Annotated in this window: 17 protein-coding genes; 9 read left to right on the top strand and 8 right to left on the bottom strand. The window is 57.5% G+C overall.

The window, feature by feature from the left end:
- The first annotated feature begins 16 nt into the window (after positions 1-16).
- Genes AB8804_RS06770 through AB8804_RS06755 form a run of 4 tightly spaced genes read left to right on the top strand, consistent with a single transcriptional unit; the run spans position 17 to position 4,245 of the window.
- On the top strand, positions 17-931 hold the full coding sequence (locus AB8804_RS06770) for an SPFH domain-containing protein (protein WP_371184468.1): 915 nt from the start codon (positions 17-19) through the stop codon (positions 929-931).
- Positions 928-1,386 carry an NfeD family protein gene (locus AB8804_RS06765; RefSeq protein WP_371184466.1) on the top strand — a complete coding sequence of 153 codons (459 nt, stop codon included), beginning with the start codon at positions 928-930 and terminating at the stop codon, positions 1,384-1,386. The genes AB8804_RS06770 and AB8804_RS06765 overlap by 4 nt, the downstream gene beginning before the upstream one ends.
- A gap of 19 nt (positions 1,387-1,405) precedes the next feature.
- A complete protein-coding gene (locus tag AB8804_RS06760) occupies positions 1,406-3,553 on the top strand; it encodes a hypothetical protein (protein ID WP_371184464.1) in 2,148 nt (715 codons plus the stop codon).
- Positions 3,523-4,245, top strand: coding sequence for a DUF3142 domain-containing protein (locus AB8804_RS06755; RefSeq protein WP_371184462.1), 723 nt, complete (start codon positions 3,523-3,525; stop codon positions 4,243-4,245). The genes AB8804_RS06760 and AB8804_RS06755 overlap by 31 nt, the downstream gene beginning before the upstream one ends.
- Here AB8804_RS06755 and cueR read toward each other — a convergent pair.
- The gene (cueR, locus tag AB8804_RS06750; RefSeq protein WP_371184460.1) at positions 4,224-4,634 is read right to left on the bottom strand and encodes a Cu(I)-responsive transcriptional regulator; all 411 of its coding nucleotides are present in this window, start codon (positions 4,632-4,634) and stop codon (positions 4,224-4,226) included. The two genes, AB8804_RS06755 and cueR, sit on opposite strands and share 22 nt — an antisense overlap.
- A gap of 108 nt (positions 4,635-4,742) precedes the next feature.
- Between cueR and copA the strand changes: the two genes are divergently transcribed.
- The 3 genes from copA (at position 4,743) to ybaK (ending at position 8,766) form a co-directional block, all read left to right on the top strand.
- Positions 4,743-7,241 (top strand): copper-exporting P-type ATPase CopA, encoded by a 2,499-nt coding sequence (copA, locus tag AB8804_RS06745; RefSeq protein WP_371184458.1) that lies wholly within the window; start codon positions 4,743-4,745, stop codon positions 7,239-7,241.
- A gap of 50 nt (positions 7,242-7,291) precedes the next feature.
- Positions 7,292-8,086: a TraB/GumN family protein gene (locus AB8804_RS06740; protein WP_371184456.1), complete on the top strand. Its 795-nt coding sequence runs from the start codon at positions 7,292-7,294 to the stop codon at positions 8,084-8,086.
- Positions 8,087-8,286: 200 nt separating this feature from the next.
- The gene (gene ybaK, locus AB8804_RS06735) at positions 8,287-8,766 is read left to right on the top strand and encodes a Cys-tRNA(Pro)/Cys-tRNA(Cys) deacylase YbaK (RefSeq protein ID WP_371184454.1); all 480 of its coding nucleotides are present in this window, start codon (positions 8,287-8,289) and stop codon (positions 8,764-8,766) included.
- A gap of 90 nt (positions 8,767-8,856) precedes the next feature.
- Here ybaK and ushA read toward each other — a convergent pair whose 3' ends face one another.
- Positions 8,857-10,509, bottom strand: a complete 1,653-nt coding sequence (gene ushA, locus AB8804_RS06730; protein WP_371184451.1) for a bifunctional UDP-sugar hydrolase/5'-nucleotidase UshA — start codon at positions 10,507-10,509, stop codon at positions 8,857-8,859.
- 163 nt (positions 10,510-10,672) lie between these two features.
- On the opposite strand from ushA, the gene AB8804_RS06725 reads away from it, so the two are divergent.
- Entirely contained in the window at positions 10,673-11,875 is a 1,203-nt protein-coding gene (locus AB8804_RS06725; RefSeq protein ID WP_371184449.1) for an MFS transporter, read from the top strand.
- A gap of 232 nt (positions 11,876-12,107) precedes the next feature.
- Positions 12,108-13,784 carry a YbaL family putative K(+) efflux transporter gene (gene ybaL, locus AB8804_RS06720; protein WP_371184446.1) on the top strand — a complete coding sequence of 559 codons (1,677 nt, stop codon included), beginning with the start codon at positions 12,108-12,110 and terminating at the stop codon, positions 13,782-13,784.
- A 118-nt stretch (positions 13,785-13,902) separates the two neighbouring features.
- On the opposite strand, the gene AB8804_RS06715 is transcribed toward ybaL, so the two are convergent.
- The 6 genes from AB8804_RS06715 to AB8804_RS06690 form a co-directional block, all read right to left on the bottom strand.
- Positions 13,903-15,207 carry an inosine/guanosine kinase gene (locus tag AB8804_RS06715; RefSeq protein WP_371184443.1) on the bottom strand — a complete coding sequence of 435 codons (1,305 nt, stop codon included), beginning with the start codon at positions 15,205-15,207 and terminating at the stop codon, positions 13,903-13,905.
- A gap of 62 nt (positions 15,208-15,269) precedes the next feature.
- Entirely contained in the window at positions 15,270-16,232 is a 963-nt protein-coding gene (hemH, locus tag AB8804_RS06710; RefSeq protein ID WP_371184441.1) for a ferrochelatase, read from the bottom strand.
- A gap of 123 nt (positions 16,233-16,355) precedes the next feature.
- Complete coding sequence (adk, locus tag AB8804_RS06705) at positions 16,356-17,000, bottom strand: adenylate kinase (protein WP_014069168.1); 645 nt, start codon at positions 16,998-17,000, stop codon at positions 16,356-16,358.
- A 232-nt stretch (positions 17,001-17,232) separates the two neighbouring features.
- Positions 17,233-19,107, bottom strand: coding sequence for a molecular chaperone HtpG (gene htpG, locus AB8804_RS06700; RefSeq protein WP_371184438.1), 1,875 nt, complete (start codon positions 19,105-19,107; stop codon positions 17,233-17,235).
- Positions 19,108-19,217: 110 nt separating this feature from the next.
- Positions 19,218-19,823, bottom strand: a complete 606-nt coding sequence (gene recR, locus AB8804_RS06695; RefSeq protein WP_112011295.1) for a recombination mediator RecR — start codon at positions 19,821-19,823, stop codon at positions 19,218-19,220.
- Positions 19,823-20,155, bottom strand: coding sequence for a YbaB/EbfC family nucleoid-associated protein (locus tag AB8804_RS06690; RefSeq protein ID WP_010428194.1), 333 nt, complete (start codon positions 20,153-20,155; stop codon positions 19,823-19,825). The genes recR and AB8804_RS06690 overlap by 1 nt, the downstream gene beginning before the upstream one ends.
- Position 20,156: the final 1 nt, after the last annotated feature.

The following is a 20,156-nucleotide window of genomic DNA, read 5'->3' as shown; positions in this document are numbered from 1 at the left end:
AAAACAGGAGGTTTTTATGCTCATCGTTGTTCCGGTCCTTATCCTCGTTGTGTTGGTTGTCGTCGGTGCCGGGGTCAAAACCGTGCCGCAGGGTTACCAGTGGACCGTCGAGCGCTTCGGTCGCTACACCAATACCCTGCCGCCGGGTCTGAACCTGATTGTGCCGTTTATGGACAGAATTGGTCGCAAGATCAACATGATGGAGCAGGTTCTGGATATTCCATCTCAGGAAATCATCTCCAAAGATAACGCCAACGTCACCATTGACGCGGTCTGCTTTATTCAGGTGATCGACGCGCCGAAGGCCGCGTACGAGGTCAGCAATCTGGAACTGTCGATTGTGAACCTGACGATGACCAACATCCGCACCGTGCTCGGCTCAATGGAGCTGGACGAGATGCTCTCCCAGCGCGACAGCATCAACACCCGCCTGCTGCATATCGTCGATGAGGCAACCAATCCGTGGGGCATCAAGGTTACGCGCATTGAGATCCGCGACGTGCGTCCACCGGCAGAGCTGATCGCATCGATGAACGCCCAGATGAAGGCCGAGCGTACCAAGCGCGCCTACATTCTTGAGGCTGAAGGCATCCGCCAGGCCGAAATCCTGAAAGCTGAAGGTGAAAAGCAGTCGCAGATCCTGAAGGCCGAGGGCGATCGCCAGTCGGCGTTCCTCCAGGCAGAAGCGCGCGAGCGTTCAGCCGAAGCGGAAGCCCGCGCAACCCAGATGGTTTCCGAGGCGATTGCCGCCGGTGATATCCAGGCGGTGAACTACTTCGTGGCGCAGAAATATACCGACGCGCTGAAGGAGATTGGCTCTGCTAATAACAGCAAAGTGGTGATGATGCCGCTGGAAGCCAGCAGCCTGATGGGATCGATCGCCGGGATCGCTGAACTGATAAAAGACAGCGGCAGCGAGCGTAAAAAATGATCGAGATTATCGTCGCGCATCCTCACGCCTTCTGGCTGAGCCTTGGCGGGCTACTGCTGGCCGCCGAGATGCTCGGCGGTAACGGCTATTTGCTCTGGAGCGGCATCGCCGCGGTGATCACGGGCCTGATTATCTGGATACTGCCCTTCGGCTGGGCGTCGCAGGGCGCGTTGTTCGCCGTCCTGACGCTGGCCGCCGCCTGGCTGTGGTGGCGCTGGCTGAACCGCCAGGTGAAGGCGCAAAAGCCCGCGGACGCCAGGCTCAACCAGCGCGGTCTGCAGATCGTCGGCCAACGCTTTACGCTGGATAACGCGCTGGTGAACGGACGTGGGCACATGCGCGTGGGCGACAGCTCGTGGCCGGTGATCGCCGACGCCGACCTCAGCGCGGGAACGCAGGTTGAGGTCGTGGCTGTCGAAGGGATTACGCTGCGGGTGAAGGCGTATCAGGGATAACGTTTCTTAAGGCAGGGATATGTTTGTACGTAAATCAGGGATGATACTGACACTGTTATTGAGTACCCAAGCATTCGCATCTGTAGATGTAAGCTATTGCTCCTGGGGGACAGAAAATTGTGTCCTGACAAGTCCCCCTTTCCTCTCAATGACTAATGATACGCGCGATAATTTACTTCGCCTCACAGCAGATAGAGCGCATATAGCATTAACCACACAAACGGAACCACCCGACATTTCACGCAGCCGGGACTACTACTTCGCTTTTCATCTTGACGACTGGTATACCCGTCCTTACAAAGAGGATGCCGAACCCGTCGTAAACCCTGTACTCGATGAGCAGTTAAAAGCGCTGAATATCACGAATGACATGCTCAGCGCTGCTGAATTCAGGAATGATGACTCATCCGATCGGTTTGCATCAAATAACATCGATGCTTTTTCTCAATTTTATGCCGCCATCCTTGCTGACGACGCGCTAACGTCTGAACAACGTACCGTGCTGGCAAAAGCCAGACTGCTGACGACGGGCAATGACTATAATCAAAAGCTCATTTCCGAACTCCCGCTGCCTGAGAATTCCGTTGCCGCCCAGTATCGAGATTATTTGTTGGGTGCCAACAGTTTTTATACTGGCTCATATCTCACTGCAAAAGAGTTTTTCACAAAGCTAAAAGACGCAAAGCACCCCTGGCTGGCAGAAACCGCCACCTACATGCTGATGCGCACTGCTCTGAACCAAAGTAGCGAGCATGCCAATGGGCGTTATGGGGAGTTTACTGTGAACAACATTTCAGGGGATGCTGCACTTGAGGCGCTTAGCTGGGCTGATGTTTATCTTAAACAATGGCCTGAAGGCAAATATGCAGCCTCGACCCGCGGGCTTTTACGTCGCATAAACTGGTATCTGAAGGACTGGGATTCCCTCGCTAAACTGTATGAAACGGAAATGCAGCAGGCGAAAACGGCAGAGCAGCTTATTGCGCTTGTGGCAGAAAATGACGCCAAACTGCAAAGTAAAGATCTCACCCAGCAGCAGACGTTATTTATTAGCGCCCCGGAAGCGCCTTTGATTACCTTTACCCAGATTTTACGCCTGTTGCGCGAGCAAGCTCGTGGTAGTGATGCGATACTTGTAGATGATGCACTGCTTGAGAAGATCAAGCCAGGCTTCGAGGCCAGTCATAACTTGCCGCTTTGGAATTATCTCGTTCTCAGTCGGCACTATTTTCAACAAAATTATCAGTCCATTGTTGATGCAATCGTACCGGCGACGGCACCGTCCGAAACGTTATTAAGCTTTAGCGAACAAGTGTTGTATGGCAAAGCGTTGATGATGCTCAATCAATGGCCAACGGCACGCAAGCACTGGCTGAAATTAATGACTTTGAACCGGAGCTTTGAACAGCAGCAATATCTGCAGGCTCATCTGGCGGCAACAGAAATCTATGATAATCATATAGATCGCATCTTTATGCCGGACAGCCAGGTGACGAACCTCCGCTATCGCTCCCTGGTGCTCAAAACCGTCGCTTCACCACAACTTTTGCGTCAGCAGGCCAAACAAGGTCCCAATAAGGAAGAGCAGACCATTGCGTTACACACTCTGCTGTTAAAAGATTTAATCTACGGCAATTATAAAGAATGGCTGGATGACATCGCATTACAAAGCCATATTCTCCAGCCGGTTATCACGAAGAACTTTTCTGATGTGAATCTCGCGGTATTTGACTGGGATGGAACGGATGCGGAAGAAAATTATTTCTGTCCGGCACTGAAAGAGACGGTAGTTACGTTAAGTAAAAAGCCTCAGGATGCGCATGCGCTTAATTGTCTGGGAGAATTTTTCCGCACAACGAACGTAAAAATAGATATAGAGTCAGAATTCTACGGCAACGATATTCTTGATGACGCAATTTCTGATGCCAATTCCCCCGCGACAGATGGGCGCCAGGGCTATTACCAACAGATTATCACTGACTCAAAAGCTGAACATGAAGACAAAAGCTTCGCGCTTTATCGCGCAATCATGTGCTATAGCCCCTCCGGCTATAACGATTGCGGCGGGGAGGACGTAGATCTGCTCCAGCGTAAAGGGTGGTTTAACCAGCTCAAAACCCAGTATCCCGGAAGCCCATGGGCGCAAAAGCTCAAATACTACTGGTAATCGGCGCTCTGCTATTAACATCCGGCGCTAGCGCCGGAGTTAATGCCGCTCACTATCAGGAGTTTTGGCTCTGGTCAGGTGTCACGCCTACGTCTGAAATGAAAAATGCCCATACGGTTTATCTTCACCAGGGAGAAATCAATGCAGGTGGAAAAAGGGTGACCTTTCAAAAGTTGGGTCTACCGGTAAGTAAGCTTCATTTCCCTGCACTTTGGTTAACCGTTCGCTTTACCACGCTTGATGTGCCAACACCTGTTCTGCAGCGGCTGACGAGGCTGCTGGAAAACTGGCGTAATGCCGGAAATCATGTGATAGGGTTGCAGGTTGATTTTGATGCGGCAACCCCACGATTAGACCTTTATGCTACATTCCTGCACCGCCTGAGGGCGGAAATACCGCGGAAATATGCGTTAGGCGTGACGGGCTTACTGGACTGGGCTAAAACGGGCGAGGTGGATGTGCTTAATGCGCTGCCTGTCGATGAGATCGTAGTGCAAACCTATCAGGGTCGTAAAACCGTTACGCATTATGCCGACTACCTCCCCGCGCTGAATAAGATACGCATCCCGTTCAAAATTGGCGTGGTCCAGCATGGCGAGTGGGATGAGCAACGTACCCCGCTTCACTCCAGGTGGTATCGCGGCACGGTGGTATTCATGTTAACGCCCCGTCAGCCCGGAATTTTGCGGTGACAGCAGCCGGAAAGGTTGTCGATAATCGGGCATTCGGCGCTGTCATCACCCGGACAGGAATCCGCCAGCTGTAACAGCTGTTCGCGCATTGCCTGCAGCTCGATAATATGGCGCTCGATTTCGGCTACCTTTTCCAGCGTACGCTTTTTCACGTCGGCGCTGTGGCGCTTCGGATCGTTAAACAGGTTCACCAGCTCGCCGCACTCTTCAAGATTAAACCCCACCTGCCGCGCCTGGCGCAGCAGCGTCAGCTCGTCGAGGTGCCGCTGCGTATAGCTGCGGTAGCCGTTTTCGCTGCGCAGCGGCGGCGTCACCAGCCCCTTCTCTTCATAAAAGCGGATCGCTTTGCTGGTTAACCCGGTTTTTTTGGCAACATCGCTGATATTCACATTTCCCCCTTGACCTTCCCCTTGATGGAAGGTTTAACCTTTATAGCAGTTAGCGAAAAGCATGCTACAGGTCAATAAGTGACCACATCATTATACGGGAGTTTTGCTATGTCTCACACTATCAACCTGACGCTGGACGGCCTCTCCTGCGGCCACTGCGTCAAACGCGTAAAAGAAAGCCTGGAGCAGCGCCCAGACGTGGAAAGCGCTGATGTGACCGTCGATAGCGCCGTCGTTATCGGCAGCGCCAGCGCGGATGCGCTGATCGACACCGTTAAGCAGGCGGGTTACGGAGCGGAGCTGAGCCACCCAAAGGCTAAACCGCTGGCAGAGTCATCACTCCCGTCGGAAGCACTGACAGCGGCCACTCCTGAGCTTCCGGCAGCGGATGATATTGATGACAGCCAACAGCTGCTGATCAACGGCATGAGCTGCGCCAGCTGCGTCTCCCGGGTACAAAACGCCTTGCAGGCCGTACCGGGCGTCGCGCAGGCACGGGTGAATCTTGCGGAGCGCACTGCGCTGGTGATGGGCAGCGCCTCCGCCGCAGATTTGGTACAGGCGGTAGAAAAAGCCGGCTACGGCGCAGAGGCGATTGAGGATGACATCAAGCGTCGCGAGCGCCAGCAGGAAACCGCCATCGCCACCATGAAGCGCTTCCGCTGGCAGGCGATTGTTGCCCTGCTGGTCGGTATTCCGGTGATGGTGTGGGGCATGATCGGTGACAACATGATGGTCACCGACGACAACCGCACGCTGTGGCTGGTGATTGGCCTGATTACGCTCGGCGTGATGGTCTTTGCGGGCGGGCATTTTTACACCAGCGCCTGGAAAAGCCTGAAAAACCGCACCGCGACGATGGACACGCTGGTCGCGCTCGGCACGGGCGCGGCGTGGCTCTATTCGATGAGCGTTAACGTCTGGCCGCAGTGGTTCCCGATGGAGGCGCGCCATCTCTACTATGAAGCGAGCGCGATGATTATCGGCCTGATTAACCTGGGCCATATGCTGGAAGCGCGCGCGCGCCAGCGCTCCTCGAAAGCGCTGGAACGACTGCTCGACTTAACCCCGCCAACCGCGCGCGTCGTGACCGACGACGGCGAAAAAAGCGTTCCGCTGTCTGACGTTCAACCCGGCATGACGCTGCGCCTGACCACCGGCGACCGCGTCCCGGTTGACGGTGAAATTACCCAGGGCGAAGCCTGGCTTGACGAAGCGATGCTGACCGGGGAGCCGATTCCGCAGCAAAAATCGCAGGGCGATGCGGTTCATGCCGGGACGGTCGTCCAGGACGGCAGCGTGCTGTTCCGCGCCAGCGCGGTCGGCAGCCACACTACGCTGTCGCGCATTATCCGCATGGTGCGCCAGGCGCAGAGCAGCAAGCCTGAAATTGGCCAGCTGGCCGATAAAATCTCCGCCATTTTTGTGCCCGTGGTCGTGGGTATCGCCCTGCTGAGCGCCGCGATTTGGTACGTCTTCGGCCCGGCGCCGCAGATTGTCTATACGCTGGTGATTGCCACCACGGTGCTGATCATCGCCTGCCCGTGCGCGCTCGGCCTGGCGACGCCGATGTCGATTATCTCCGGGGTGGGTCGCGCCGCCGAGTTCGGCGTGCTGGTACGCGACGCCGACGCCCTGCAGCGCGCCAGCACGCTCGATACGCTGGTGTTCGATAAGACCGGAACGCTGACGGAAGGTAAGCCGCAGGTCGTGGCCGTGACCGCCGTTGGCTTATCAGACGCCGACGCGCTGCGCCTTGCCGCCGCGCTGGAGCAGGGCTCCAGCCATCCGCTGGCGCGCGCGATACTCGACAAAGCGGGCAATGCGGCCCTGCCGGAGGTGACTAACTTCCGCACCCTGCGCGGGCTTGGCGTTAGCGGTGACGCCGAAGGCCATACGCTGCTGCTGGGTAACCAGGCGCTGCTGAATGAAAACGGCATTGATACCTCCGCGCTCGACGGCGAACTGACGGCCCAGGCGTCCCGGGGCGCGACGCCGGTTCTGCTCGCGATAGACGGCAAAACCGCCGCGCTGTTGGCCGTTCGCGACCCGCTGCGCCAGGACAGCGTCGACGCGCTTGCTCGCCTGCACCGCGCGGGCTATCGCCTGGTGATGCTGACCGGGGATAACCCGACTACCGCCAACGCTATCGCCAAAGAGGCGGGCATTGACGAGGTGATCGCGGGCGTGCTGCCGGACGGCAAGGCGGAGGCGATTAAACGGCTGCAGGCCCAGGGGCGTCAGGTCGCTATGGTCGGCGACGGCATCAACGACGCTCCTGCGCTGGCGCAGGCGGACGTGGGGATCGCGATGGGCGGCGGCAGCGACGTTGCCATCGAAACCGCGGCCATTACGCTGATGCGCCACAGCCTGATGGGCGTGGCGGACGCGCTGGCGATTTCAAAAGCCACGCTGCGCAACATGAAGCAGAACCTGCTCGGGGCGTTTATCTACAACTCGCTCGGCATCCCGATTGCCGCCGGGATTTTGTGGCCCCTCACCGGCACCCTGCTGAATCCGGTCGTGGCGGGCGCGGCGATGGCGCTCTCCTCCATCACCGTGGTGAGCAACGCCAACCGGCTGCTGCGGTTTAAACCGAAGGATTGAACCTTGTACCCGTACGCGCTAGCATGAACCTTTCCGTTCATGGAGCGCGTATGGGCCTGTTTAATCGTATAAAATCATCCTTTCGCGCCCTGTTCCCCCGCCGCTATGCATGGCCCGGTATGGACATCTCGCTGCCCGGCGGCCAGCATCTGCACCTGGTGGGCAGCATCCATATGGGCACGCAGGATATGTCTCCGCTGCCTCCCGGCCTGTTAACGCTGATGAAGCAGGCCGACGCGCTGGTGGTTGAGGCCGATATCTCCGGCCATGAATCGCCGTTTGCCGGGCTGGAAAGCGACGTTCCGCTGGCGGAACGCCTGAATGAAGCCCAGCTTGCGGAACTGACGCGCGTCGCGGATGAGACTGGCGTCTCGCTCTCCATGATTGATACCCTGCCGCTGTGGCAAATCGCGATGGTATTACAAGCCACGCAGGCGCAGCGTCTGGGCCTGCGCGGTGATTACGGCATTGATTACCAGCTTCTGAACGTTGCGCGCGCGCGTAGCCTGCCGGTGATTGAGCTGGAGGGCGCAGACAGCCAGATAGCGCTCCTGCGCCAGCTGCCGGACGATGGCAAATTGCTGCTGGATGATACCCTCACCCACTGGCACACCAACGCCCGACTGCTGCAAACGATGATCGGCTGGTGGCTGGACGCGCCGCCGACGGACGGAAAGTTCTCCCTGCCGTCAACGTTCAGCGCGTCGCTGTATGATGTGCTGATGAACGCGCGTAACCAGGCATGGCGAGAAACGCTGCACGATCTTCCGGCCGGACGATACGTGGTGGCGGTTGGGGCGCTGCATTTGTACGGGGAAGGAAATTTGCCGTCGCTGCTGAAATAAAAAAATGGCCAATATTTCTATTGGCCCGTCAAAGAGGAATTTCATCGTTTTTATTATGCCGAAGGAGACCTTCGGTTGAGCCGATTGTCGCTCAAAGTGACCATCACTGCCAACACTATATGCGCAAGATGGTGCTATTTTTTAGACAAACGTCAGGCGTATGCTGTCAGCATGAATTGTCTGTCGTAAGAAGGATAGCTATGACTCCCGCCGTTAAATTACTCGAAAAAAACAAGATTCCCTTCACGATCCACACCTACGATCACGATCCGCACGAGACCAACTTTGGTGATGAAGTGGTGCGTAAGCTGGGTTTGAATGCGGACCAGGTTTACAAAACGCTGCTGGTCGCGGTAAACGGCGACATGAAGCACCTCGCCGTTGCGGTGACGCCCGTCGCCGGGCAGCTGGATCTGAAAAAGGTGGCCAAAGCGCTGGGCGCGAAAAAGGTCGATATGGCAGATCCTATGGTGGCGCAGCGCACGACCGGCTATCTGGTCGGTGGGATCAGCCCGCTCGGGCAGAAAAAGCGGCTGCCGACGCTGATTGATGCGCCGTCCCAGGCGTTTGACACCATCTACATTTCAGGCGGCAAGCGCGGGCTGGATATTGAGCTGGCGGCGAGCGATCTGGCGAAAATGCTGGACGCGAAATTTGCGGATATTGCGCGCCGGGAGTGAGAAAATTGCCCGGTGGCGCTGCGCTTACCGGGCCTACGATTCGAATGTAGGCCGGGTAAGGCATAGCCGCCACCCGGCAACACAACCGCGCTACTGCCAACTCACCTCGCCTTTCGGCTCATAGGCATTCACGTCAATCGGCGAGTTCTCCTGAATATACTGCTTCAGCACTTCCGCATCGATAAAGCCGGTATTCACATAGCCCGGTTTGTTATCGATGTGCGGATAGCCGTCGCCGCCGGTGGCGTTAAAGCTTAAGGTCGCCATGCGGTAGGTTTTGCCAGGATCGACCGGCTCGCCCTTAATTTTAAGATCGTTAAGCTTGCCGTCTTTTGCCACGAAGCTGACGTTAGCAAACTGCGGATAGGCCCCGGAGTCCGGCTTCATCTGCGCAACGGCGGTCAGATACTCAATCACCTCTTTTCCGCTCATGTCGGCATACACCACGATGTTGCCAAACGGCTGCACCTTCAGCACGTCTTTATAGGTGATGTTTCCGCCTTCGATGGAGTCGCGAATGCCGCCGCCGCTCATCACGCCAAAGTCGGCGCCGGTGCGAGCGATTTGCGCGGCCAGCACCAGGCGGCCCATGTTGGTCTGAACGAACCGCACCTTGCTGCGGTCCCCTTCAAGGCGGCCGTTGAGCGTGCCGATCTTCACGTCCAGCTGCGCTTTGCCCTTGTTCTGGAACGGCGTCAGCAGGGAGAGCATCTGCGGGTTCTCGGCAATTTCCGGGGTGTACAGCACGCGCTCGCTTTTCCCGTCCGGGTAGGTGACTTTTTTCTTCAGGTTGACCGGAATCAGCTGATAGTGCACCAGCTTCATCTCGCCGTTGCGGAACTCAAAGTCCGCGCGGCCCACGTATTTGCCCCACTCGTGCGCCTGCACGATCCAGATGCCGTTCTGGCGATCCGGCGCGCACGGCGTGCCCGGCACGTAGTCCACCTGCTTTTTATTCTCAGAGGCCATGCAGACCGGATCCTGCGAGTGACCGCCCACAATCATTGCCAGCGACCCCGCAGGCAGGCTGCGCGCCATCTCCACGTCGCCCGGCGCGTTGGAGCCATGCTCGCCGTTGTCGTAATGCCCCATGTGCGTGGTGGCGATGATCACGTCCGGCTTCTCGTTCTGCTGAAGTTCCTGAATCACCAGCTTCGCTTCATCCGCGGGCTTGCGGAACTCGATATCGGTGAAAAACTCCGGGTTACCGATTTTCGCCGTATCGTCGGTGGTTAAGCCGATCACGGCAATTTTCAGATCCTGGCGCTTAAACAGCGCCCACGGCTTAAACAGGCGCTCGCCGGTGCTTTTCTGATAGATATTGGCCGAGAGGAACGGGAATTTGGACCACTTTTCCTGCTGGCGCAAAACCGAGAGCGGATTATCAAACTCGTGGTTGCCGACGGCCATCGCGTCGTAGCCGATTAAATTCATGCCGCGGAAGTCCGGCTCCGCGTCCTGTAAATCCGATTCCGGCACGCCGGTATTAATATCGCCGCCTGAAAGCAGCAGCACGCTGCCGCCCTGCGCCGCAACCTCTTTGCGAATGCCGTCCACCAGCGTTTTTTGCGCCGCCAAACCGTATTCGCCATATTCGCTGCGCCAGAAATGGCCGTGGTGATCGTTGGTATGCAATATTGTGATTTTGTAGGTTTTATCTTGCTCGTAGGCCTGCGCCGGCAGGCTTGCCATGCCCCATGCGGCGAACAGCGCCAGCGCAACGCCACGCTTCATTAATTTCATTTCTCTCTCCCTGACCCGTAAACAAACGCAAAAATTACAATGAGTAATAAGAATAGACAAATATGTTTTCAGAATTGCGACTTTCATCAAAAGTCACGGACGGGTATGTTAGTCGGATAATAATGACTCCCTGCACTTCTAATAACAAAACAACGTGGTATTTATGGCAATCAGTGAAACAACTCCGGCCTCGCCGCCAAAATCGCGCACCTCTTTTAAGGTCTTAGGCGCAATCAGTCTCTCTCATCTGCTCAACGATATGATCCAGTCGCTGATTCTGGCGATTTATCCGCTGCTGCAGTCAGAGTTCTCATTAACCTTCGTGCAGATCGGCATGATCACCCTCACCTTCCAGCTCGCCTCCTCGCTGCTGCAGCCGGTGGTGGGCTACTGGACGGATAAATATCCGATGCCGTGGTCGCTGCCGATTGGCATGTGCTTCACCCTAAGCGGGCTGGTGCTGCTGGCGATGGCGGGCAGCTTTGAAGCCGTGCTGGTGGCGGCAGCGCTGGTGGGCACCGGCTCGTCGGTGTTCCACCCGGAATCATCCCGCGTGGCGCGGATGGCCTCCGGCGGCCGCCACGGCCTGGCGCAGTCGCTGTTCCAGGTGGGCGGCAACTTCGGCAGCTCGCTCGGACCGCTGCTGGCCGCGGTCATTATCGCCCCCTACGGCAAAGGCAACGTGGCGTGGTTCGTGCTGGCCGCCCTGCTGGCGATTATCGTGCTGATTCAGATCAGCCGCTGGTACGCCGCTCAGCACCGCGTTAATAAAGGCAAACCTGTAGCGAAGGTAATCAATCCCCTCCCTCGCAATAAGGTTATTCTGGCCGTTAGCGTGCTGCTGGTGCTGATTTTTTCGAAATACTTCTATATGGCGAGCATCAGCAGCTATTACACCTTTTATCTGATGCAAAAATTCGGATTATCGGTACAAAACGCGCAGTTCCACCTGTTTGCCTTCCTATTTGCGGTGGCCGCCGGTACGGTCATTGGCGGGCCTGTTGGCGATAAAATTGGGCGTAAATACGTCATTTGGGGCTCTATCCTCGGCGTAGCGCCGTTTACCCTTGTTTTACCCTACGCAAGCCTTGAATGGACGGGCATTTTAACCGTGATCATTGGTTTTATCCTCGCATCGGCCTTCTCGGCGATTCTGGTCTATGCGCAGGAGCTTCTGCCGGGCCGTATCGGCATGGTTTCTGGGCTGTTCTTCGGTTTTGCCTTCGGGATGGGCGGCCTTGGCGCAGCGGTGCTGGGGATGGTTGCGGACCACACCAGCATCTTCCTGGTCTATAAAATCTGCGCTTTCCTGCCGCTTCTTGGGATGTTGACCATATTCCTGCCTGATAACCGTCACAAAGCCTGATTTACCGGTCGCCAAAGTGTAACTTTGGCGACCTTCCCCCCTGTTGCCATAAGGGTTTCCTCTCACCCTCTCCTTCGAATTTGTCAAAATGCGCTTTTTTTCACGGATATTGCTGTTTTAATCAAACTTCAACAATTATTCATAAACATAAGCGCATAAATTGTCATAAACTATTACTCGGTTTTTTTGGTTTTTCGCCAAAAATGGAACACCCACAACGAAAGGAGACGGAATGCACCACGCCACACCGCTTATCACCACCATTGTTGGTGGACTTGTGCTTGCTTTTATCCTTGGCATGATTGCCAATAAACTTCGTATTTCTCCTCTTGTAGGCTATTTGTTAGCGGGTGTGCTGGCGGGACCGTTTACGCCAGGTTTTGTTGCGGATACCAAACTGGCTCCCGAACTGGCGGAATTAGGCGTGATTCTGCTGATGTTTGGCGTCGGTCTTCACTTTTCGCTGAAGGATCTGATGGCGGTAAAGTCCATCGCCATACCCGGCGCAATCGCCCAAATCGGCGTGGCGACGCTGCTGGGGATGGCGCTTTCGGCACTGCTTGGCTGGTCGCTGATGACCGGCATCGTTTTTGGGCTGTGTCTCTCAACCGCCAGCACCGTGGTGCTGCTGCGCGCGCTTGAGGAGAGGCAGCTGATAGACAGCCAGCGCGGGCAAATCGCCATTGGCTGGCTGATTGTTGAAGATCTGGTGATGGTGCTGACGCTGGTTCTGCTGCCGGCCGTCGCCGGAATGATGGAAAAAGACAACGTCGGCTTTGCCTCGCTGGCGCTGGATATGAGTATCACCATCGGTAAGGTGGTGGCGTTTATTGCCATTATGATGCTGGTGGGCCGTCGCCTGGTGCCGTGGATCATGTCCCGCAGCGCGGCGACCGGCTCGCGCGAGCTGTTCACCCTCTCCGTTCTGGCCCTGGCGCTGGGCATTGCCTTCGGCGCCGTCGAGCTGTTCGACGTCTCCTTCGCGCTGGGCGCGTTCTTCGCCGGGATGGTGCTGAACGAATCCGAGCTGAGCCACCGCGCCGCGCACGACACGCTGCCGCTGCGCGATGCTTTCGCGGTTCTGTTCTTCGTCTCCGTGGGGATGCTGTTTGACCCGCTGATCCTGATTCAGCAGCCGCTGGCCGTATTGGGCACGCTGGCGATCATTATCTTCGGTAAATCTGTTGCCGCCTTCTTCCTGGTGCGGATGTTTGGCCACTCGCCGCGCACGGCGCTGACCATTGCCGCCAGCCTGGCGCAGATCGGTGAGTTTGCCTTTATCCTCGCGGGCCTGGGCATGGCGCTGGACCTGCTGCCGCAGGCCGGACAAAACCTGGTGCTGGCGGGGGCGATCCTCTCGATTATGCTCAACCCGGTGCTGTTTGCCCTGCTGGAGAAATACCTCGAGAAAACCGAAACCCTTGAAGAGCAGACGCTGGAAGAGGCGACGGAAGAAGAGAAGCAGATCCCGGTGGATATCTGCAACCACGCGCTGCTGGTCGGCTTTGGCCGCGTCGGCAGCCTGCTCGGCGAGAAGCTGATGGCGCAGGGCATTCCGCTGGTGGTGATTGAAACCTCGCGCACCCGCGTTGACGAGCTGCGCGAGCGCGGCATTCGCGCGGTGTTAGGCAATGCGGCCAACGAAGAGATCATGAATCTGGCGCATCTGGACTGCGCCCGCTGGCTGCTCCTGACCATTCCGAACGGCTATGAAGCGGGTGAGATTGTGGCTACCGCCCGGGAAAAATGCCCGACCATCGAGATTATCGCCCGCGCGCACTATGACGACGAGGTGGACTACATCACCGAGCGCGGTGCGAATCAGGTGGTGATGGGCGAGCGTGAAATTGCGAATACGATGCTGACGCTGCTGGAGAAACCGCCGGTAGAAGAGGCGGTAACGGGGTAGGTTTTGTGCCCTGATACCCCCTCACCCCGCCCTCTCCCCATAGGGGCGAGGGAGAAAAGACGGCTCCGAGCGATCCCCTCTCCCCTATGGGGAGAGGGTTAGGGTGAGGGGTCTTCTTTTACCTGTCCCAATACGCCTCTTCGAGGCTGTCTTCCCTTTCCGGCAGGCCACGCGTCAGGCGCGGCGAGTGCTGGTTCAGCACCTGATAGCTCACGCGGTTCGCGTACTTGCACACCTGCGCCAGCGACGAATAGGTCAGCCAGCTGAACGTGTGTTTGCTGGAGTTCGGCACGTTGGTTTTGTGGTAAGCGTTAGCCGTGATGTCGTGGAGCAGCGCCGCCAGCGCGCCGTCGCCCGCGCCGTTGGTGTTCATGATCTTCTCCGGCCCGCCCATGTACGGGGCGATATGGGAGAAAATGCGCAGCGGATTTTCGCAGTCCTTGTGGCGCATTGCGCGACTGAACTCGTACTGGTTGAACTCGGCAATTGCGCCCGGCAGCAGCGGATGCTGGGTTTTACGCTTGCTCTCTTCCTCGGTGAAGCCCGCCATATACAGCCCCACCGGCCCGGCGGTGCAGAGCACCAGGTCGACCCAGTCCAGCGCTTTATCAGAAGCCAGCAGCGGATCGCTTTCGCCGGTCAGCGCCTCGGCCTCTTCCTCGTTCATCGCCAGAATCGAGACGTGCTCTTTCAGGAAGGCCTGCCACCACTCCGGGTTATCGGCGATCACGAACTTAGTGCCCAGCGTCAGGACTACCGGCACGTTGTATTTCTTCGCGTATTCCACCGCCTTCATGGTCGCTTCCGGCATCGGCTCGCCCGGCTTGCAGCGCACCAGGTAGGAGGTCAGCACCAGCGCAGAAGCGCCCGCGATCACCTCTTCCGGGATGCTCTCGGCGCGCAGCTTGTTCATGTGGCCCGGGCTGATGGCAAAGGTGCGCTCGCCGGAATCGCTGATCAGCGTAAAGCAGCGGCCAATCGGCCCGTCAACGCCCTGTAGATAGTTCAGGTCGGTACGGCTGGAGGTGTTGCAGAGGTAGCGATAGGCGTAGCCGCCGATTTCGATATTGCTGCACATCACGCCCAGCAGCACCGAGCGGTCGTCTGCCAGCACGGAGTAGTTGTGCATCGTGTTGCCGATGGTTCCCCCGGCGAACTGATGGGTGATCAGATCTTCACGCACCAGCTCCTGGTACAGCGCTTCCGCAACGTCATCTTCAATCACCAGCGAATGCCCGGCGCTCAGCCCGTAACGGGCGACAAACGCGTCATCCACTTTCGCTTCAATGTCCACCAGCGTCTGGTCGATACCGACCACCCATGCCGCGCTTGTTTCGTTTACGGGCTGAATTTGCTGCAGCAGCGGATCGCGGGCGTTGACGGGAAAGTAGTGTTTGGATTTACGTTTACCGGGAAATTTCATGGTCTGAGCTATGCAAGGAATATGGGCCGGGAATGGTAGCACAAACCCGGCCTTCAGCGCGATCAGCGGCTGTTGGTCACCAGAGAGGCCATCATCTCGATATGCTCAGGAGAATCGTTAAGTGCCGGAATATATTCATACTTCGTTCCTCCCGCTTCGAGGAAGAACTCCTTATTTTGTACGGCGATCTCTTCCAGCGTCTCCAGACAGTCCGCCGAGAAGCCCGGCGACATCACCTGAATGTGCTTCACGCCCTTCTCGCCGAGCATTTTGAGCGTTTCATCGGTGTACGGCGTGAGCCACGGCTCGCGCCCGAAGCGCGACTGGAAGGTCATCATCACCTTCTCCGGCGGCAGGCCGAGCGCGGAGACCAGCTCGCGGGTGGTGTCGCGGCAGCGCTGCGGATAATCGTCCCCTTCATTGGCGAATCGCTGCGGGATGCCGTGATAGGAGAGCAGAAGCAGATCCGGCTCGCCGTGCTTTTCAAACGACGCGCGCGCGCTGCTGGCAAGCGCCTTGATATAGAGATCGTTATCCGCGTAGTCGCGAATAAAGGTGATGCCCGGAATGCGGCGGCGCTTCGCCAGAATGCGCGCCAGCTCGTCCCAGACGGCTGCCACCGTGGAGCAGGAATATTGCGGATAGAGCGCCAGCACGACGATGTGGTCAACGCCCTGCGCCAGCAGGTTTTCCACTGCGCTTTCCAGCGACGGTTTGCCGTAGCTCATGCCCAGCGCCACCGGCATATCCGGCAGGCGGGCGGCCAGCGCCTTTTCCTGACGACGGCTGTACACCATCAGCGGCGAGCCCTCTTCCATCCACACGGACTGGTAGAGCTTTGCCACGCGCGGAGAACGAATCGGCAGAATAACGCCGCGCAGCAGCGGCCACCACAGCAGGCGCGGCGTATCAACAACGCGCGTGTCGCTCAAAAACTGGCGCAGATAGCGGCTTACCGCTGCAGGGGTGGGGGCTTCGGGTGTTCCTAGATTGGCAAGCAAGATGCCGGTTTTCGCCTGACTCATTCACGCCTCTTAACCATTTGATAGGTTGTCAATTGTAGCGGAAATGCGTTTAAACGGAACCAATTGCAGCAAAAGGAAAATGAGAAAAATTCTCACCCGGGGATCCGGGTGAGAGACATGCGATTAGCCGAGGATTTTTTCCAGCTCTGCACGTACGTCAGCAACGGCCTGGGTGCCGTCGACTTTAGCGTATTTGGTATTACCCGCCTGCGCTTCTTTGGAGTAGTAGCCGATCAGCGGCGCGGTCATCTGATGGTATTCCACCAGGCGCTTACGCACGGTCTCTTCCTGATCGTCTTTACGGGTGGTCAGCTCTTCGCCGGTCACGTCGTCTTTGCCTTCAACCTTAGGCGGGTTGAATTTGATGTGGTACACGCGGCCGGAAGCAGCGTGAACGCGGCGGCCCACGATGCGGTCAACGATCAGCTCGTCCGGCACGTCGAACTCCAGCACGTAGTCCACGTTGATGCCCGCTTCTTTCATGGCGTCAGCCTGCGGAATGGTGCGCGGGAAGCCGTCCAGCAGGAAGCCGTTACGGCAGTCTTCCTGAGCAATGCGCTCTTTGACCAGCGCGATAACCAGTTCGTCGGTTACCAGCTTGCCTGCGTCCATGATGTCTTTGGCCTGTTTGCCCAGCTCGGAGCCAGATTTAACAGCGGCACGCAGCATGTCACCGGTAGAGATTTGCGGAATACCGTATTTCTCCATGATGAACTGAGCCTGAGTTCCTTTACCCGCGCCCGGAGCGCCAAGCAGAATAATACGCATTGCGAAAATCCCCTCAAATGTCGTTTCAATTTTTCAAAAGCGCTAAACAATACCACCAGAACGGGCGTGGCTCAAGGAAGGCGGGAAGGCTGAAACGGTTAACGGGGGAGATAATTTGGTGGAGTGGGGAGGATTGCCCCTCACCCTGCCCTCTCCCCAAAGGGGAGAGGGTGTTCAAGTTCCCTCTCCCCTTTGGGGAGAGGGTTAGGGTGAGGGTAAGGTTTTGGTTTAATTACGCCAGCAGCAGCGCATTCACGCGTTTAATGAACAGGTTAGGATCTTCCAGCGTGCCGCGCTCGGCCAGCAGGGACTGATCCAGCAGCAGCTCTACCCACTCGGCGAAGCGGGCTTCGTCCTGGGTATCGGCGGCGCGTTTCACCAGCGGGTGATCCGGGTTCAGCTCGAAGATGTATTTCACTTCCGGCATCGCCTGGCCCGCGGCGGCGAACAGCTTCGCCATCTGGGTGCCCATTTCATCCGCGTCGGTGGTCACAATCGCCGGGGTATCGGTCAGGCGGTGGGTGAAGCGCACCTCTTTCACGCGGTCGCCCAGCAGGGTTTTCACGCGCTCAACGAATGGCTCCAGCGCCTTCTCGGCCTCTTTCGCGCTTTCGTCCACTTCGTCCGCCAGCTTGTCGATGGACTCGTCGGCTTTCGCTACGGACTGGAAGGATTTACCGTCGAACTCGGTCAGGTAGTTCATCATCCACTCGTCGATGCGGTCGGAAAGCAGCAGCACTTCGATGCCCTTCTTACGCAGCAGCTCCAGGTGCGGGCTGCTCTTCGCCGCGGCGTAGCTGTCGGCGGTGATGTAGTAGATCTTCTCCTGCCCTTCCTTCATGCGGGAAACGTACTCTTCCAGAGACACGTTCTGCTCGGAAGAATCGGTATGCGTAGAGGCAAAGCGCAGCAGCTTAGCGATAGCTTCAACGTTCGCGGTGTCTTCCGCCGGGCCTTCCTTCAGCACGAGGCCGAACTGTTTCCAGAAGGTCTGGTATTTTTCCGCATCGTCTTTCGCCAGTTTTTCCAGCATCTGCAGCGTACGCTTGGTCAGCGCGTTGCGCAGGTTGCGGGTGACGGTGCTGTCCTGCAGGATTTCACGCGAAACGTTCAGCGGCAGATCGTTAGAATCAATCAGGCCGCGGGTAAAGCGCAGGTAGTTCGGCATGAACTGCTCGGCGTCGTCCATGATGAACACGCGCTGGACGTACAGCTTCAGGCCGTGCTTGTGATCGCGGTTCCACATATCCCACGGTGCCTGGGCCGGGATGTACAGCAGGCTGGTGTACTCCTGCTTACCTTCCACGCGGTTGTGGCTCCAGGTCAGCGGATCGGTGTAGTCGTGGGCGATGTGCTTGTAGAATTCGTTGTATTCGTCGTCTTTAATTTCAGACTTGTTGCGCGTCCACAGGGCCTGCGCCTTGTTGATTTTTTCCCAGGAGACAACGGTTTCCCCGTCCTGCTCTTCCTGTTTTTCAATCTCAACCGGCAGCGCGATGTGGTCGGAATATTTGCTGATGATGGAGCGCACGCGCCAGTCGTTCAGGAAATCGTCTTCGCCTTCACGCAGGTGCAGGGTGATCTCGGTGCCGCGATCCGCTTTGGTGATGTCGTCAACGGTGTACTCGCCTTCGCCTTTGGATTCCCAGAAGACGCCGTTTTCCGCGCTGTCGCCCGCCGCGCGGGTGCGCACGGTGACTTTATCCGCCACGATGAACGCCGAGTAGAAGCCCACGCCGAACTGGCCGATCAGCTGGCTGTCTTTCGCCTGGTCGGAGCCCATAGACTCCAGAAACGCCTTGGTGCCGGATTTCGCGATGGTGCCGAGATGGTCGATCACCTCGTCACGGTTCATACCGATGCCGTTATCGGCGATGGTCAGGGTGCGGTTTTCTTTGTCGAAAGAGACGCGCACGCGCAGCTCGCCGTCGCCTTCGTACAGGTCCGGGTTAGAAAGCGCGCGGAAGCGCAGCTTGTCCGCCGCGTCCGAGGCGTTGGAAATCAGCTCGCGCAGGAAAATTTCTTTATTGGAATACAGGGAATGGATCATCAGGTGCAGAAGCTGTTTTACTTCTGACTGGAAACCGCGGGTTTCTTGTCCTTTCATCTAAGTCGACCTCAACAATGCCATTTAATGGGGTTTAAAAACGTTGAGTGAGAGATGGGGATAAGGGGGAGAAATTTCAAGCGGAGGCCGCGAAGGCAGCCTCCGTTTGGTCAGAAAGTAATCTTGTGACGTCCGGCTAAAGAGTGCGACAGCGTGGTGCCGTCGACCATCTCCAGCTCGCCGCCGACCGGCACGCCGTGGGCGATGCGGCTGGCGTCGACGCCGTACTGGCCGCAAAGCTCGGCGATATAGTTCGCGGTCGCTTCCCCTTCCACCGTTGGGTTGGTGGCGAGAATGACCTCTTTGATCGTTTCCGATTCAAGACGCTGCTCCAGGCGGTCCAGACCGATATCGTCCGGGCCGATGCCGTCCAGCGGGGAAAGATGCCCCATCAGCACGAAGTAGCGGCCGGAAAACTGCCCGGTTTGCTCAATGGCGTAGATGTCCGCAGGACTCTCCACCACGCAAATCTGACCGTTTTCCTGACGACGCGGGTTCGTGCAGATGTTGCAGACGTCCTGCTCGGTAAAGGTGCGGCAATCCGCACAGTGACCAATTTCCGACATGGCGCGGGTCAAAGCCTGCGCCAGGCGCATCCCGCCGCTGCGGTCGCGCTGCAATAGCGTAAACGCCATGCGCTGGGCCGACTTCGGGCCAACGCCCGGCAGGCAGCGCAGCGCTTCCATTAACTGCGTGAGCAGCGGACTGGTTTGCATCAGAACGGCATCTTGAAGCCCGGCGGCAGCTGCATACCGCTGGAAACAGAGGCCATTTTCTCTTTCTGGGTTTCGTCGATACGGCGCGCGGCATCGTTAAACGCGGCGGCAACCAGATCTTCCAGCATATCTTTGTCGTCTTCGAGCAGGCTTGGGTCGATTTCAACGCGGCGGCAGTTGTGCGCGCCGTTAATGGTCACTTTGACCAGACCCGCGCCGGATTCACCCGTGACTTCCAGCTGAGCGATCTCTTCCTGCATCTTCTGCATTTTTTCCTGCATCTGCTGAGCCTGCTTCATCAGGCCACCCAGACCGCCTTTTCCACCAAACATA

Origin of the sequence: Enterobacter sp. KBR-315C3_2022, assembly GCF_041399425.1 — a bacterium.
Lineage (GTDB): Bacteria > Pseudomonadota > Gammaproteobacteria > Enterobacterales > Enterobacteriaceae > Enterobacter.
This window is presented reverse-complemented; position numbering and strand designations above follow the sequence as displayed.

What these genes read in the sequence shown, in the direction of transcription:
- ushA (WP_371184451.1), bottom strand. Translation starts at nt 10,509, where the DNA reads ATGAAATTAATGAAGCGTGGCGTTGCGCTGGCGCTGTTCGCCGCATGG.
- AB8804_RS06690 (WP_010428194.1), bottom strand. Translation starts at nt 20,155, where the DNA reads ATGTTTGGTGGAAAAGGCGGTCTGGGTGGCCTGATGAAGCAGGCTCAG.
- recR (WP_112011295.1), bottom strand. Translation starts at nt 19,823, where the DNA reads ATGCAAACCAGTCCGCTGCTCACGCAGTTAATGGAAGCGCTGCGCTGC.
- copA (WP_371184458.1), top strand. Translation starts at nt 4,743, where the DNA reads ATGTCTCACACTATCAACCTGACGCTGGACGGCCTCTCCTGCGGCCAC.
- AB8804_RS06715 (WP_371184443.1), bottom strand. Translation starts at nt 15,207, where the DNA reads ATGAAATTTCCCGGTAAACGTAAATCCAAACACTACTTTCCCGTCAAC.
- AB8804_RS06755 (WP_371184462.1), top strand. Translation starts at nt 3,523, where the DNA reads ATGGGCGCAAAAGCTCAAATACTACTGGTAATCGGCGCTCTGCTATTA.
- ybaK (WP_371184454.1), top strand. Translation starts at nt 8,287, where the DNA reads ATGACTCCCGCCGTTAAATTACTCGAAAAAAACAAGATTCCCTTCACG.
- hemH (WP_371184441.1), bottom strand. Translation starts at nt 16,232, where the DNA reads ATGAGTCAGGCGAAAACCGGCATCTTGCTTGCCAATCTAGGAACACCC.
- ybaL (WP_371184446.1), top strand. Translation starts at nt 12,108, where the DNA reads ATGCACCACGCCACACCGCTTATCACCACCATTGTTGGTGGACTTGTG.
- adk (WP_014069168.1), bottom strand. Translation starts at nt 17,000, where the DNA reads ATGCGTATTATTCTGCTTGGCGCTCCGGGCGCGGGTAAAGGAACTCAG.
- AB8804_RS06760 (WP_371184464.1), top strand. Translation starts at nt 1,406, where the DNA reads ATGTTTGTACGTAAATCAGGGATGATACTGACACTGTTATTGAGTACC.
- AB8804_RS06725 (WP_371184449.1), top strand. Translation starts at nt 10,673, where the DNA reads ATGGCAATCAGTGAAACAACTCCGGCCTCGCCGCCAAAATCGCGCACC.
- htpG (WP_371184438.1), bottom strand. Translation starts at nt 19,107, where the DNA reads ATGAAAGGACAAGAAACCCGCGGTTTCCAGTCAGAAGTAAAACAGCTT.
- AB8804_RS06765 (WP_371184466.1), top strand. Translation starts at nt 928, where the DNA reads ATGATCGAGATTATCGTCGCGCATCCTCACGCCTTCTGGCTGAGCCTT.
- AB8804_RS06740 (WP_371184456.1), top strand. Translation starts at nt 7,292, where the DNA reads ATGGGCCTGTTTAATCGTATAAAATCATCCTTTCGCGCCCTGTTCCCC.
- AB8804_RS06770 (WP_371184468.1), top strand. Translation starts at nt 17, where the DNA reads ATGCTCATCGTTGTTCCGGTCCTTATCCTCGTTGTGTTGGTTGTCGTC.